The organism is Brevundimonas sp. (assembly GCF_041648055.1).
In the GTDB taxonomy this organism is placed as follows: Bacteria; Pseudomonadota; Alphaproteobacteria; order Caulobacterales; family Caulobacteraceae; genus Brevundimonas.
This window is the reverse complement of record NZ_JBAZPS010000004.1, coordinates 24,694-37,395: the sequence shown is the minus strand read 5'-3', so window position 1 is coordinate 37,395 and position 12,702 is coordinate 24,694. Positions and strand designations below refer to the sequence as shown.

At 66.7% G+C, this 12,702-nt stretch carries 16 protein-coding genes; 10 read left to right on the top strand and 6 right to left on the bottom strand.

Annotated features, from left to right (window positions below):
- The first annotated feature begins 119 nt into the window (after positions 1–119).
- Positions 120–956, top strand: coding sequence for an acyl-CoA thioesterase (locus WC585_RS09935; protein WP_373257775.1), 837 nt, complete (start codon positions 120–122; stop codon positions 954–956).
- Here WC585_RS09935 and WC585_RS09930 read toward each other — a convergent pair.
- The 3 genes from WC585_RS09930 to WC585_RS09920 form a co-directional block, all read right to left on the bottom strand.
- The gene (locus WC585_RS09930) at positions 953–1,468 is read right to left on the bottom strand and encodes a hypothetical protein (RefSeq protein ID WP_373257773.1); all 516 of its coding nucleotides are present in this window, start codon (positions 1,466–1,468) and stop codon (positions 953–955) included. The genes WC585_RS09935 and WC585_RS09930 overlap by 4 nt on opposite strands.
- Before the next feature lie 2 nt (positions 1,469–1,470).
- A complete protein-coding gene (xth, locus tag WC585_RS09925; RefSeq protein ID WP_373257771.1) occupies positions 1,471–2,268 on the bottom strand; it encodes an exodeoxyribonuclease III in 798 nt (265 codons plus the stop codon).
- Between the two features lie 102 nt (positions 2,269–2,370).
- Complete coding sequence (locus WC585_RS09920; protein WP_373257769.1) at positions 2,371–3,087, bottom strand: hypothetical protein; 717 nt, start codon at positions 3,085–3,087, stop codon at positions 2,371–2,373.
- 391 nt (positions 3,088–3,478) lie between these two features.
- Between WC585_RS09920 and WC585_RS09915 the strand changes: the two genes are divergently transcribed.
- The 6 genes from WC585_RS09915 to WC585_RS09890 all read left to right on the top strand — a co-directional run bounded on the left by WC585_RS09915 (position 3,479) and on the right by WC585_RS09890 (position 8,444).
- Entirely contained in the window at positions 3,479–4,567 is a 1,089-nt protein-coding gene (locus tag WC585_RS09915) for an MBL fold metallo-hydrolase (protein WP_373257768.1), read from the top strand.
- Between the two features lie 3 nt (positions 4,568–4,570).
- Positions 4,571–5,344 (top strand): enoyl-CoA hydratase, encoded by a 774-nt coding sequence (locus WC585_RS09910; RefSeq protein WP_373257766.1) that lies wholly within the window; start codon positions 4,571–4,573, stop codon positions 5,342–5,344.
- A gap of 44 nt (positions 5,345–5,388) precedes the next feature.
- Positions 5,389–5,868 (top strand): GNAT family N-acetyltransferase, encoded by a 480-nt coding sequence (locus tag WC585_RS09905; RefSeq protein ID WP_373257764.1) that lies wholly within the window; start codon positions 5,389–5,391, stop codon positions 5,866–5,868.
- A gap of 148 nt (positions 5,869–6,016) precedes the next feature.
- On the top strand, positions 6,017–6,577 hold the full coding sequence (locus tag WC585_RS09900; protein WP_373257762.1) for a DUF1285 domain-containing protein: 561 nt from the start codon (positions 6,017–6,019) through the stop codon (positions 6,575–6,577).
- A complete protein-coding gene (locus tag WC585_RS09895; protein WP_373257760.1) occupies positions 6,574–7,230 on the top strand; it encodes a CoA pyrophosphatase in 657 nt (218 codons plus the stop codon). The genes WC585_RS09900 and WC585_RS09895 overlap by 4 nt, the downstream gene beginning before the upstream one ends.
- Complete coding sequence (locus WC585_RS09890) at positions 7,227–8,444, top strand: CCA tRNA nucleotidyltransferase (protein WP_373257759.1); 1,218 nt, start codon at positions 7,227–7,229, stop codon at positions 8,442–8,444. Before WC585_RS09895 ends, WC585_RS09890 begins: the two co-directional genes overlap by 4 nt.
- Here WC585_RS09890 and WC585_RS09885 read toward each other — a convergent pair.
- A complete protein-coding gene (locus tag WC585_RS09885) occupies positions 8,428–9,423 on the bottom strand; it encodes an endonuclease/exonuclease/phosphatase family protein (protein WP_373257756.1) in 996 nt (331 codons plus the stop codon). The genes WC585_RS09890 and WC585_RS09885 overlap by 17 nt on opposite strands.
- Before the next feature lie 50 nt (positions 9,424–9,473).
- Between WC585_RS09885 and WC585_RS09880 the strand changes: the two genes are divergently transcribed.
- From WC585_RS09880 to map, 3 genes are all read left to right on the top strand, one after another.
- Entirely contained in the window at positions 9,474–9,935 is a 462-nt protein-coding gene (locus tag WC585_RS09880) for a DUF4112 domain-containing protein (protein ID WP_373257753.1), read from the top strand.
- A 946-nt stretch (positions 9,936–10,881) separates the two neighbouring features.
- Positions 10,882–11,094, top strand: coding sequence for a ParD-like family protein (locus WC585_RS09875; protein WP_373257750.1), 213 nt, complete (start codon positions 10,882–10,884; stop codon positions 11,092–11,094).
- Complete coding sequence (gene map / locus WC585_RS09870) at positions 11,091–11,873, top strand: type I methionyl aminopeptidase (protein ID WP_373257748.1); 783 nt, start codon at positions 11,091–11,093, stop codon at positions 11,871–11,873. Before WC585_RS09875 ends, map begins: the two co-directional genes overlap by 4 nt.
- A 3-nt stretch (positions 11,874–11,876) precedes the next feature.
- On the opposite strand, the gene WC585_RS09865 is transcribed toward map, so the two are convergent.
- A complete protein-coding gene (locus tag WC585_RS09865; RefSeq protein ID WP_373257746.1) occupies positions 11,877–12,251 on the bottom strand; it encodes an ammonium transporter in 375 nt (124 codons plus the stop codon).
- Positions 12,248–12,544 carry an autorepressor SdpR family transcription factor gene (locus WC585_RS09860; protein WP_373257744.1) on the bottom strand — a complete coding sequence of 99 codons (297 nt, stop codon included), beginning with the start codon at positions 12,542–12,544 and terminating at the stop codon, positions 12,248–12,250. The genes WC585_RS09865 and WC585_RS09860 overlap by 4 nt, the downstream gene beginning before the upstream one ends.
- Between the last annotated feature and the right edge of the window lie 158 nt (positions 12,545–12,702).

Sequence of the window (12,702 nt, the reverse complement as noted above, 5' to 3'; positions counted from 1 at the left end):
CAAGGTAAGTTGCTTTTGGCTATGGACATATCGCATCACCTGCGCGACGCGTCCTGATCCCCTCGACCTCCGGGCGGAAGACATCGCGTCGTCCGCCCGTCTTTTTTTGCAGTGATCCCATGACCGAACAGACACTGGATCAGGCCCTGACCTTGAGCGCCAACGGCGCGGGGGGTCTGACGGCCGATCTGACCACCGGTTTCTCCAACGCACCGCGGAGCTGGCCAGGTGAGAAGGGCGCGCCGTTCGGCGGGCTGATGAGCGCGCTGGCGATGAAGGCCCCACGTCAGGCGCTGGAGATAACCCAGCCGCTGCGGAGCGTGTCGGTCCAGTTCCTGGTCGGGGCCCGGTTCCAACCGCTGACCCTGACCAGCGAGAAGCTGAGGGGCGGACGGTCGGCGGTCTATACGTCGGTGCGGGCCGGGCAGGGAGACCGGCTGGCGATGAGCGCCCAGGTGACCTTCGGCAGTCCCGGGGACGGCCCCGAGGTTCGCGCCGCGGCCATCGTGCCTCCGCCACTGCTCGACCAGCCGTTGACGCCAATGGGCGACGGGTTTGCGCCGCATTTCCTGCATCACGTGGAGCATCGGTTCGTCGGCGGCATCCAGCTATTCGGGCGCAACACCACCGACCGTATGGGGGTCTGGATGCGGACGGTGGACGGCCGACCACTGGACGAGGCGAGGCTGGCCTTTCTGCTGGATGCGACCTTTCCGGTTTACTGGACCATGCTGCCGCCGCCGCCCGCCGTCTCGGCCACGGCCGACCTGCGCTATGACTTCTTTGGCCCGGTGCCCGAGGATGCGGCCCCGGACGGCTGGACCTATTTCGAGTTTGTCTCGCGCGACAGCCACGCAGGCTGGACGGTCGAAGATGCTACCGCCTGGGCCCAGGATGGGCGGCCACTGGCGGTGGGGCGGCAGTTGCGCAAGGTGTTGGCGTCGCGTGTGGGCTAGCCCTTCAGCAGGGCTTCCAGATGTGACAGCCAGCGCCGGCCCAGGCGCAGGGCCTCGCCCGGTGAGCTGGTCTGGACCGGCAGGGTCGCGTCCCACAGGGCCAGCTCGAACTCCGGGTGGCGAGCGTCGTCGAACAGCAGGCGCAGGGTGACCTGTTCAGCATCGGGTGCCAGGATGTCGAGGGACTTGCGGGTCTCGCCGCGTCGCACGCGGGCCACGACGTGCCCGTCGACGATGATCTCACCGCCCTCGATTTCGTGGAAGTCGTAGACCAGGCCCGAGCCGCCGCGATTCCACAGGACGCTGACCTGCGCCCCGTCAAAATCCAGGCCAGCGGCGCGGCCTTCTGCGGGAGAATAGGCCTCGGCCTCGGGCGATGCCGCCAGTGATTTGAACAGCGCCCGCTTCATGCGGCGCAGAGGCTCCATCCACCAGGCCAGGACGAGGGCACCGGTGGTCAGTGCCGCTGCCGCCAGCGCCACCAGAAGCACCAGGCGCAGGGCCTCGGCCATGCTCAGTCCTCCAGATCGACGACCACGGGGACGTGGTCGCTGGGCTTGTCCATGTCGCGGGCGTCACGGTGGGTCTCAATCCCCCGGAACCGGTCTGCGGCCTGGGGCGAGAGCAGGTGGAAGTCGATGCGGATGCCGTTGTCGCGCTGCCAGGCCCCGGCCTGATAGTCCCAGAAAGTAAAGGTGCCGGGCGGCTGCTGGCCCAGTTCGCCGGCTTCGGACAGTCCGAGGTGTTTCAGTGCGCGAAAGGCAGCCTTGCTCTGGGGTTGGTAGAGGGCATCGCCAAGCCAGGCGTCCGGCGTCTTGGCGTCCTGCGGCGTGGGTATGACATTGTAGTCACCGCACAGAACGAAGGCTTCTTCCTGAGCCAACAGATCGCGGGCGTGAGTGTGGAGACGGTCCATCCACGACAGCTTGTAGGCGAATTTTTCGGTGCCGACCGGATTGCCGTTGGGCAGATACAGGCCGCCGACGCGGACAGGGCGCGGGGTCTCGACCAGGGCCTCGATATACCGGGCCTGCTCGAAGTCGGACTCGACACCGGAGGTGTCGGTGCCAGGCAGGCCGCGGCGGACGTCCGAGACCGGGTGTTTCGAGAGCAGTGCGACGCCATTGTAGCTCTTCTGCCCGTGGACCTCGACGTTGTAGCCAAGCGACTCAAAGGCCTCGCGCGGGAATTTCTCATCCTGGCATTTGATTTCCTGCATGCAGACCACGTCTGGCGCGGCGGCCTCGAGCCAGGCCAGCACGGTCGGGAGCCGGGCGTTGACGGAGTTGACGTTCCAGGTGGCGATGCGCATCCGCCCTGATTACGTCGCATCGGGGCGTTCTGTGAAGCCGGATGTGAAAACGCCCTCCGGAGCGGACTCCGGAGGGCGTGAGGAAACGGGAAGCGGGATGTACTACTCGGTCGGTGCCGCGGCCGCTGCGGTCGTGGTCAGCCGGCAGCCGCCGCCGATGTTCTGAGCTGTGGCGCATGGGTAAACCTGTTGCGTGACACCCTCGTTGTTGACTCGAGCGATGTAACCGTCACCTGCGCCGCATTTGGCTTCGTAGAACCGCCCGTTGGCATTGCGTCCCATCAGCCGAACGGTCTGGACATCACAGGCAGCGGCGTCTGTCCCCGCCAGCTTGGTTCGGAAGCCGGCGGCCTGTTCTGCGGGTGTTGTGAAGTTGCAGGCCCCCTCGGAAGCCTGAACCTGAATGCATTCCTGCAGATCCCAGCCTGTGGATGTCTTTTCCAGCCAGTATCCGTCAGCATTGGCGCAGCCGACTTCGTAGATCATGGAACCGCCCATGCTCTTGCCGATCGCCAAGGCCTGATCGACGGTGCAGGTCACGCCCGCTTCGCGGGCCCAGCCGCCGATGACGGCGAGGCCATTGTCATTGGCTGGCAGGGCACATTGCTGGCCGACGTTGGCCTCCGGGTTACGAGCTCTTGCCGTTGCGGCCGTACCGGCGAGCTCCAGGCAGTCGACGGCCAAAGGGGGAGTGGAACCGACAATGATGTAGCCCGGGCCAGTCGCGCAGGCTGCCTCATAGATCTGTTGCTGCTGCTGATCCTGCCCTAGCAGAGTGGCCTGGGTGACTTCGCAGGCCAGGCCTGAGGCGGTAGCCAAAGCCTGTGCGCCAGCCGTGATCTGCTCGGCGGTGGGCGCTGCGGGCGCTGCACGCTCACGTCTTGCGCCGCGAAGGCGCGTAGCGGACGTGTCGCGTGTCCCACGCGCATTGATGGGATCGGAAGGGTTGCCCGGTGCAGCGCGCCCGCCGGCCTCTGGGAGCGAGCCGCCCCCCGGACTTTGGGCATTGGCTACCTGAGCGGCACCTAAGCTCAGTGTCAGGCCACATATGATGGCGGTGAACAGACGAGAATGAGACACGGTCAAGCTCCGAACCGATGGAAATCCATACTGTGGTCAGCGTCAGGCGGAATGGCGTCTGGGTCAAGTGCGCTGTGTCTGGCGCACGATTCGGTTTAGGCCTAGACAAGGGTCTTCAAAGGAGACGGACTTGGCGGACGGCGTCGTCGTAACGGAGCGAAAAGACGAGGCACGCGATATGCGCGGCCTGACCTATCCGTTTGCCACTTTGCCAAACCCGGGAGAGGCAACCCCGGTCGCACCCGGCGTGCTGTGGATGCGGTTGCCGATGCCGATCGCCCTGAACCACATCAATGTCTTCGCGATCGAGGATGGCGAAGGCTGGGTCGTTGTCGATACCGGTCTGGCGATCGAGGAGACGCGGGGGCTGTGGGAAGCGATCCTGAGCGGGCCGCTGGGCGGGAGGCCGGTGACGCGGGTGATCTGTACCCACATGCATCCCGATCACATCGGCCTGGCGGGATGGCTGTGCGAGCGGTTCGATGCGCCCCTTCTGATGACGCGGCTGGAGTATGTGACGGCGCGGATGCTGGTGTCGGATACCGGCAAGACGGCCCCGAAGGCAGGCGAGACCTTCTATCGCGCGGCGGGCTGGGACGAGACCCAGATCGAGACCTACCGGCGCGAGTTCGGGCGGTTCGGTATGGCGGTGTCGCCGATGCCCGCTGGCTATATGCGGATCAGCGAGGGTGACCGGATCAGCATAGGCGGTCACGACTGGCGCGTGGTGGTGGGCGAGGGGCACAGCCCGGAGCATGCCTGTCTGTGGCGCGAGAGCGACGATGTGGTGCTGGGCGGAGATCAGATCCTGCCGCGCATATCCTCCAATGTCTCGGTGTGGCCCACGGAGCCGGAGGCCGATCCGCTTGGGGACTGGCTTGTCTCGCTGGAGCGGATGAAGACGGTGCTGCCGGAGGGCGCGCTGATCCTGCCGTCGCATGGCGAGCCGTTCTATGGCGTTCACATGCGGCTGGATGCTCTGATCCGGGGGCATGAGATGTCGCTGAAGCGGCTGGAGCGATCGCTGAAAGAGCCCAAGCGGGCGGTGGACGTGTTCGGCAGCCTGTTTGCGCGCCCCATCGGCGACGGGGTTCGGGGCATGGCCACGGGCGAAGCGATCGCGCATCTGAACTATCTGGCCCGTCAGGGTCGTGCTGAGCGGACCCGGGACGCCGATGGCGTGGACTGGTGGACCGCTGCCCACATCGAGGAGGCCTGAGCCATGACCGACCACATCCGTACCGACCTGAGCGACGGCATCCTGAGCGTGATTTTCGCGCGGCCTGACAAGAAGAATGCCATCACTCAGGCGATGTATGCCGCCCTGGCCGAAGCGACGCAGCGGGCGCAGAGCGACGATGCCGTGCGGGTCTTGCTGTTCCGGGCCGAGGGCGACAGCTTTTCGGCAGGCAACGATATCGCCGACTTCATCGCGATCGGATCTCAGGCGGGTGAGCCGCTGGATATGCCGGTGTTCCAGTTCCTCAAGGCGCTGGCCGATCTGGACAAGCCGGCGGTGGCGGCGGTGCGGGGGCGGGCCGTGGGGATCGGGCTGACGCTGCTGCTGCATTGCGACATGGTGGTGGTGGCGGAGGATGCGCTGCTGTCGGCGCCCTTCATCAATCTGGCGCTGGCTCCGGAGGCGGCGTCCAGCCTGTTGCTGCCGCAGGTGCTGGGGCATCAGCGGGCGTTCGAAATCTTTGCCCTGGGCGAGCCGGTCGACGGGCGCACAGCCGTGGCCTGGGGCCTGGCCAACCGGGCGGTGGCGAGCGAGCAGGTCGAGGCGACGGCGCTGGAACTGGCTGGCAGGCTGGCCGCGCGAGCCCCCAACTCGCTGCGCAAGACCAAGCGGCTGATGCGGGACGCCGAACACCTGTGGGCCCTGATGCAGCGAGAGGGCGAGGCCTTCGGCAGCCAGATGAAGAGCCCCGAGGCGATGGAGGCCTTCATGGCCTTCAGCCAGAAGCGGGCACCGGATTTCAGCAAGGTCGGCTGATTGGCCATTGCGTGGCGCGGCGCGGGGCTTTAGGCGCCACGCCCATGTTCGACACGCCGTCAGCCCCTGTTCGTATCGAGACCGAGACACCTGCGGACGCCGCGGCGGTCGAGGCCTTGGTTCTGGCCGCCTTCGGGCCGGGCCGGTTTGCCAAGACAGCGGAGCGGCTGCGCGAGCGGGCGTCGGTGGTTGCGGGCTTTGTGGCGCGGGAGGACGGCGCGGTCATAGGCTCGGTCAGGCTGTGGGCCATCACGGTCGGAGGCAAGAGGGCGCTGTTCCTGGGGCCGATCGCTGTGGAGGCGGGCAACCGGCGCGGGGGGCTGGGGGCCGAACTGGTGCAGGCGTGCCTGGCCTTTGCCGAGGCCGGGGATGCGGCGGGCATATTGCTGGTTGGAGACGTGCCGTACTTCGAACGGTTCGGGTTCCGGAAGGTCGAAGACGTCGTCATGCCCGGGCCGGTCGATGGTCGGCGGCTGCTGTGGCGGGGACTGGGGGATGTTTCCGGGATCGTGCGGGCCGACTGAAAACAGAGTCCACTGAGTCCACTCAGTCCACCTGGTGCCGTTTCTGACTTCGATGTTGGCGAGTTCATCGTGGCCAGACTGGCATGCGGATACGTCAGATACGGTCGCAGGGCTTTCGGCGCGGGGGGATCGGGCCTAGATCGGTAGCATGCCGACCTCATCCGACAATCCGACCGGACTGGCCGCCGTGGCGGCGGCAGCGAAGCAGGCGCCCGGGCGGGGCATTCCGCCGGTGCATCTGTGGCACCCCGAGCATTGCGGCGACATCGATATCGTCATCCAGAGGGATGGCCTGTGGATGCACGAGGGATCGCCCATCGGGAGACCTGAGCTGGTGCGGCTGTTCTCAACCATCCTGCGCAAGGATGCGGATGGCTATGTGCTGGTCACGCCGGGAGAGAAGCTGTCGATCACGGTCGAGGATCTGCCGTTCCGGGCAGTGGCGGTCGATATCGAGGCGGATCGGCTGACCTTCACCACCGATGTCGGCGACGAGGTCGAGGCGGGGCCGGAGCATCCCATCGTCGTCGATACCGATCCGGTGACGGGTGAGCCCGCGCCGCGCGTGCATGTGCGGGCCGATCTGTGGGCGCGGATCGCGCGGTCGGTCTTCTACGAACTGGTCGAGGCGGCCGAGGTCGAGGGCGGGCAGTGGATCGTGCGGGCGCAAGGGCAGGCCTTTGTGCTGGGTCCCGTGAGCGCCGAATGAGTAGAGAGGCGCTGAAGGCGGACCTGAAGGCGCGGTTGCTGCCGGTCGATAGCTGGTCGGTCGAGGGCGGGGCCGCACGGTCCGATTTCGACCTGAACCCGGATGCGGTGCGCGAAGAGCGGACCCTGCGGGCGGCGGCGGTGCTGATCCCCATCATCGCGCATGACGGTGGGGCGACCGTTCTGATGACGCGGCGGTCCGACACCCTGGCCAGCCATACCGGGCAGATCGCCTTTCCGGGGGGGCGGCTGGACCCCGGCGAGACGGCGGTTCAGGCGGCGCTGCGCGAGGCGTGGGAAGAGGTGGCGCTCGACCCCGGCGCGGTCGAGGTGCTGGGGCTGGGCGATGCCTATGAGACGGGGACGGGGTTTCTGGTCACGCCGGTGGTCGGCTGGCTGAACCGCGCGCCGGAGACGAGGCCGTCGCCGGACGAGGTGGCCGAGGTGTTCGAGGTGCCGTGGGATTTCCTGATCGACGGGGCCAATCACCGTCGGGACTACTATGACCCGGAGACGGGACCGAGGCGGTGGTACTGGGCCATGCCGTTCGGCGAGCGCTACATCTGGGGCGTGACGGCAGGCATCGTGCGGGCGCTGAGGGTGCGGCTGTACGGCGAGGATGTCGTCGTGGCCGATGGGGAGGATGCGGCGTGAGCGTGCGGCTGACCGGACAGGACTGGCTGAGCGATCCGGCGACGCGCGCGGTGATAGCGGCGCTGGAGGCGGCGGGCGGGCCGGGCTGTGCGCGGTTCGTGGGTGGATGTGTGCGCAATGCCCTGATGGGGCAAGTCATCGACGATGTGGATATCGCCACGACGCTGAAACCCGAGGAAACCAAGGCGGCGATCGAGGCGGCGGGGCTGAAGGCCGTGCCGACCGGCATGGCGCACGGGACGGTGACGGCGGTGTCGGGGCGCAAACCCTATGAGATCACGACCCTGAGGCAGGACGTCTCGACCGACGGGCGCAATGCCACCGTGGCCTTCACCGACGACTGGGCCGAGGATGCGGCGCGGCGCGATTTCCGGCTGAATGCGCTGTATTCCGATGCGTCCGGAGAGGTATTCGACCCGACGGGGCATGGGGTGTCGGACGCGGCGGAGGGGCGGATCGTCTTTGTCGGTGAGGCCCGGACGCGCATCCGCGAGGACTATCTGCGCATCCTGAGATTCTTCCGCTTCTACGCCTGGTACGGGCGAGGGGAGCCGGATGACGAAGCGATGGCTGCCTGCGCGGCCCTGGCCGAGGGGATGACGCGGCTGTCGGCCGAGCGGGTGTCCAAGGAGATGCTGAAGCTGTTGGCCGCGCCGGACCCGAGGCGGGCCGTGGCGGCGATGCGCGAGGCCGGCGTGCTGGCGCAGGTGCTGCCGGAGGTGGCCGATCTGGCGACGTTCGAGGCGATGGTGGAGCGGTCGCCGGAGAGCGAGATGCGGTTGATGGCGTTGCTGCCGCCGGATCAGGACGTGGTGAAGGCGGTGGCGGTGCGGCTGCGGCTGTCCAACGCGGTGCGCGACCGGCTGACGGCGGCGGCGCGGGCGTGGGCAGTGGTCGATCTGGAGATGACGGATCAGGCGGCGCGGGCAGCGATGTATCGGCAGGGGCGGCCGGGGTTCAAGGATGCGGTGGTGCGGCGGTGGGCGGAGGCGACGGATGGTGCAGTCGCGGCGCGGCAGTTGCTGGCGCTGGCGGACCGCTGGGCCGTGCCGCGGCTGCCGGTCGGCGGACGGGAGCTGGCGCGGCTGGGGCTGGAGCCGGGGCCGGAGACGGGGCGGGTGCTGAAGGCGTTCGAGGACGGCTGGATCGCGGACGATTTCCCGACCGAGGGGCATGAGGCGCGGCTGAAGGCGCTGATCACTGCGCCAAAGTGAAGGTCGTGATGACCGGGGCGTGGTCCGAGCCGTTGGGGCGACCCAGGCGGCGACGGGTGAAGGTCAGGTCGGACGAGCGGTAGACCTGGTCGATGGTCATGCCGAAGACGGGGGGCAGGGCCGTGGGCCAGGTGCCCAGAATGCCGGGGGCCGGGTGCAGGCCGACCTCGTCGCGGACCTGACGGCCGATGCGGGCGGATGAGACGCTGTTGAAATCGCCGGCCACGATCATGGGGCCGGTGGTCGTGCGGCGAAGGTCGGCCAGGTTCTCGGTCTGGATGACCTGGCCGTGCTGGAACTCATAGGGCCAAGGGCGGGTCAGGTGGACACCGACGATGTTGATTGGCCCCAGAGGGGTCTGGGCCACGGCGGCGACATCGTGCAGCAGGTCGGGGAAGGTCGGCACCTGGGTCAGGGGATAGCGCGAGGCGATGATGGAGCGCGACGGCCCGCGCATCTGGGCCGGAAGGGTGGCGTGGACGCGGTGCGGATAGTCGCCCAGCAGGGCCTCGATGCCGTCGGCGGTCTGGAGGCTGAGTTCGACCAGCACAATGATGTCGGGATCGGCCTGATCGATCGAGCGGCGCATGCGGTCGATGTCGGTGTTCAAATAGTGGACGTTGGCGGAATAGAGGGTCAGTTCGGGTGCGCCGGGGCGGGCCGGGGGCTGGGCCGGGAACCACTGGGGCCAGACGGCGACCAGAAGGGTGACGGCGACGATCAGGCCGAAGGCGGTGGCGCGCCACAGGCGGGCGAGGGCGACGAGAGCAGTCAGCAGGACCGTGGCCGTCAGGGCCGGGGCGGTGAACTGGGCCAGGATGTCGATCCAGCGGTGGCCCGAGCCGGACAGGGCCGCCACCGCCAGGGTCAGCGGGGCGAACAGGCCGAGGCCGATCAGGACTTCGGCGATGCGCCAGGCCAGGCCGCCCCGTGCGAAAGGAGGGCGTGCGGGCAGGTCCGGTTGAACGGGTGACGTCATCGGGCGTTGGAAGCTTTGCGGCAGGAGATGGGGCGGCAGGAGACGAATGAATGGCCAAGCGGACCATCGGCGATATCGAGAAGATCTGGGCCAATGTCGAGGGCATCAAGAAGCTGTCGGACCGGGCGGTGGGGATCGGGCCGTTCGGCATCGGGCTGGATGGCCTGCTGACGTGGATCCCGATCGTCGGCACCGTCTATACGGTGGGGGCGGGGGGATGGCTGCTGACCCAGGCGGTCCGGGCCAAGGCGTCGCCGATGACCCTGCTGAAGATGTTCGGCTATCTGGGTGTCGACACGGCGACGGGCGAGGTGCCGATCCTGGGCGACGCGGTCGACTTCTTCTTCCAGGGCCATTTGCTGGCCGCCAAGGCCCTGCAGGCCGAGATGGAACAGACCCACTGGGTCGAGGCGCGCGAAGCGGATGCCAAGGCCTCAGGCGAGCATGAGCGGCACATGGAGGTGGTGGCGCGCGATCCGCAGTTGAAGCGGGTGGTGTATTTGCATGACTAAGGATTGCAGTAGATGATCTGTCGTTCGAGAAGACCATGATGGGTACGCGGCATGCGTATGACACTTCTGCTATGTGTTTGTCTGATGGTTGGTGCCGTGCCAGCCATCGCGCAAAGTCCACGTGAACTTGGCACCACGACGCGCGGTCGCATAACCCGCGATGCCAGCGCCGTCGCCTCCGCACAGGCAGCCGTCGATCGCGCAGGTTCGGACTGCCGAGTCACGAATGGCGTCGTCCTTGGCCGGGATGCAAACGGTGCTACGCACTACGAGGTGGCCTGCGCCTCGGACGACCCGGGCCTTATCGTTATCGGACCGCCGTATCGCTCTATCAGCTGCCTGGCCCTTGCAGCGAACGCCCGGACAAGGGGATCCACGGCCTGCCAGCTTCCGGCCAACAGGAACACGCGCCGTCACTATGTCCGCATGGCGTCCTCTGCAGGCATCGCCTGCGAGGTTCAGGAGGGACGACTGGTCGGGCAGGGTACAAGCGGCGCTTTTATTTATGAGATCAACTGCACAGGTCCCGAGGGCTACTGGATCGAGCCCTTGGCAACCGAATGGCTGGTGACTGATTGCCTTACCGTCAGGGCTTCGGGGGGAGAGTGCAGCCTGACGTCGCTTGGCGACGACCAAACCGCATTTGCATCGCGTCTACAGCGAACGGAGCTTGAAACCTGCGACGTTTCCGATGTCCGCGCTATGGGGAGAGGAGAGAGGGGGCTGTTCTTTGAAGTAAGATGCCGCCCATCGGAAGGAGTAGTGGCGAGGTTCGATGATGCTGGCACTCTGCTGGAGGTGATCCCCTGTGCGAACGCATCTTTGATCGGGGACGGCTGCCGATTGGATTAGGCGCGCGGTTCGTGCCGATCTGAACGCGAGATTGCGCCGCTGCGAGAGAATGATATATATCGCATACGAACCGTATATATATCAGGGCCACCCCATGGGCATCGTCAACATCGAGGATGAGCTGCACGAGCAGCTGCGGCGGGCCAGTCGGGTGTCGTGCCGGTCGATCAATGGGCAGGCGGCGTTCTGGATCCGGATCGGCATGCTGTGCGAGATGAATCCCGGTGTGAGCTATCAGGATCTGGTGGCGCGCGAGCTGAAGGCGGCGGGGGTGGATGCACCTGTGGCGGAGCCGGTCGCGGCGTGACCAAGACGCCGGCGGAAGTGGAGCTGATGGCCGAGGCCGGGCGGTTGCTGGCGCAGGTCTTCGCCCATCTGGACAGCCTGACACTGGCGGGGATGAGCACGCTGGAGATCAACGACCGGGTCGAGGCCTTCATCGTCGATGAGCTGAAGGCGCGGCCGGCCAGCAGGGGCCAGTATGACTATGGCTTCGTGCTGAACAGCTCGATCAATGCCGTGGTCTGTCATGGCGTGCCCTCGGCGGACGAGGTGCTGAGGGACGGGGACATCGTCAACCTGGACATCACGCTGGAGAAGGACGGCTTCATCGCCGATTCCAGCAAGACCTATCTGATCGGGGCGGTGTCGCCTGCGGCGCGGCGGCTGGTGCAGACGACATACGAGGCGATGTGGCGGGGCATACTGGCGGTAAAGCCCGGCGCGCGTCTGGGCGACATCGGCCATGCGATCGAGCGGCATGCGCGGCGGGCGGGCTATTCCATCGTGCGCGAATACTGTGGCCACGGCATCGGGCGCGAGATGCATGAGGCCCCGCAGGTGCTGCATTTCGGCAAGCCGGGGACGGGGCTGGTGCTGAAGGAAGGCATGACCTTCACCATCGAGCCGATGCTGAACCAGGGCCGCCGGATGGTCGAGACGCTGGACGACGGCTGGACCGTGGTCACCGCCGACGGGAAGCTGTCGGCCCAGTTCGAGCATACGGTTGCGGTGACCAGGGACGGCGTGCGGGTGCTGACCCTGCGGCCCGACGAGGTGCGGGGCGGGATGCGCCGGGCGGCCTGATGATCAGGCGCTTCGTGCCCTGTCCCGCAGCGACAGGCAGTAGCCGAAGGTGATGGCCATGCCGAGAATGATGGCACCGCACCCGCCGATCAGCGCCACGTTCAAGGGCGCGAAGGCCCACAGTCCAGCATAGATCAGGCCACTGATCGCCAGCGACCAGCCGCCGACGCGGGTCGCCTGACGGGCGCGGGCGTTGGGCACCATTCTCTTGGGCATCCGGTTCCCGAACGAGGCGACCATCAGCCCCGTCGCGCCCAGCACGATGCGTGTCGTCGTATCATGGTCGATGTAGCCCTGGTGTCGCGCGAAAGACGCGATGAGGGCCAGGACCAGTATGCCGCCGCCCCAGGCCAGGTCGGTGATCACATCCTTTTTCATTTTGCAGTCTCCTTGTTGGGCTCTGGCGCGTCCTCGCCCAGGCCGAATGAGTGAACGAAGCCCAGCAGCGCCTCTTCGAGGACCGAGAGCTTCAGGTGATAGATGACGGATTTTCCGGACTTTTCGGCGTGAACGAGATCGGCCTCCTTCAGCACCGCGAAGTGCGCCGACATGGTCGGTCTGGAGACGTCGAACCGGTCACTGAGATCGCCCGCGCTCATCGGCCCTTGCCGCAGCAGTTGCAGCACGCGGCGGCGGGTCGGATCGGAGAGGGCTCGGAAAACCTGGGACATGATAAGACAATTAGCTAAACGTCTAAATGAGTCAAGCGCGCGTTTCGCGGGCAGCGTCCAAGTGCTGAGAGTTCGGCGATTGTCCGCATTATCAGATCTTCCAAGTCTTTGATTTATATTCCGGATTGGGCGCGAGCAGCGTCATGAGACCGCCATAG

What these genes read in the sequence shown, in the direction of transcription:
- WC585_RS09935 (WP_373257775.1), top strand. Translation starts at nt 120, where the DNA reads ATGACCGAACAGACACTGGATCAGGCCCTGACCTTGAGCGCCAACGGC.
- WC585_RS09930 (WP_373257773.1), bottom strand. Translation starts at nt 1,468, where the DNA reads ATGGCCGAGGCCCTGCGCCTGGTGCTTCTGGTGGCGCTGGCGGCAGCG.
- xth (WP_373257771.1), bottom strand. Translation starts at nt 2,268, where the DNA reads ATGCGCATCGCCACCTGGAACGTCAACTCCGTCAACGCCCGGCTCCCG.
- WC585_RS09910 (WP_373257766.1), top strand. Translation starts at nt 4,571, where the DNA reads ATGACCGACCACATCCGTACCGACCTGAGCGACGGCATCCTGAGCGTG.
- WC585_RS09905 (WP_373257764.1), top strand. Translation starts at nt 5,389, where the DNA reads ATGTTCGACACGCCGTCAGCCCCTGTTCGTATCGAGACCGAGACACCT.
- WC585_RS09900 (WP_373257762.1), top strand. Translation starts at nt 6,017, where the DNA reads ATGCCGACCTCATCCGACAATCCGACCGGACTGGCCGCCGTGGCGGCG.
- WC585_RS09895 (WP_373257760.1), top strand. Translation starts at nt 6,574, where the DNA reads ATGAGTAGAGAGGCGCTGAAGGCGGACCTGAAGGCGCGGTTGCTGCCG.
- WC585_RS09885 (WP_373257756.1), bottom strand. Translation starts at nt 9,423, where the DNA reads ATGACGTCACCCGTTCAACCGGACCTGCCCGCACGCCCTCCTTTCGCA.
- WC585_RS09880 (WP_373257753.1), top strand. Translation starts at nt 9,474, where the DNA reads ATGGCCAAGCGGACCATCGGCGATATCGAGAAGATCTGGGCCAATGTC.
- WC585_RS09875 (WP_373257750.1), top strand. Translation starts at nt 10,882, where the DNA reads ATGGGCATCGTCAACATCGAGGATGAGCTGCACGAGCAGCTGCGGCGG.
- WC585_RS09865 (WP_373257746.1), bottom strand. Translation starts at nt 12,251, where the DNA reads ATGAAAAAGGATGTGATCACCGACCTGGCCTGGGGCGGCGGCATACTG.
- WC585_RS09860 (WP_373257744.1), bottom strand. Translation starts at nt 12,544, where the DNA reads ATGTCCCAGGTTTTCCGAGCCCTCTCCGATCCGACCCGCCGCCGCGTG.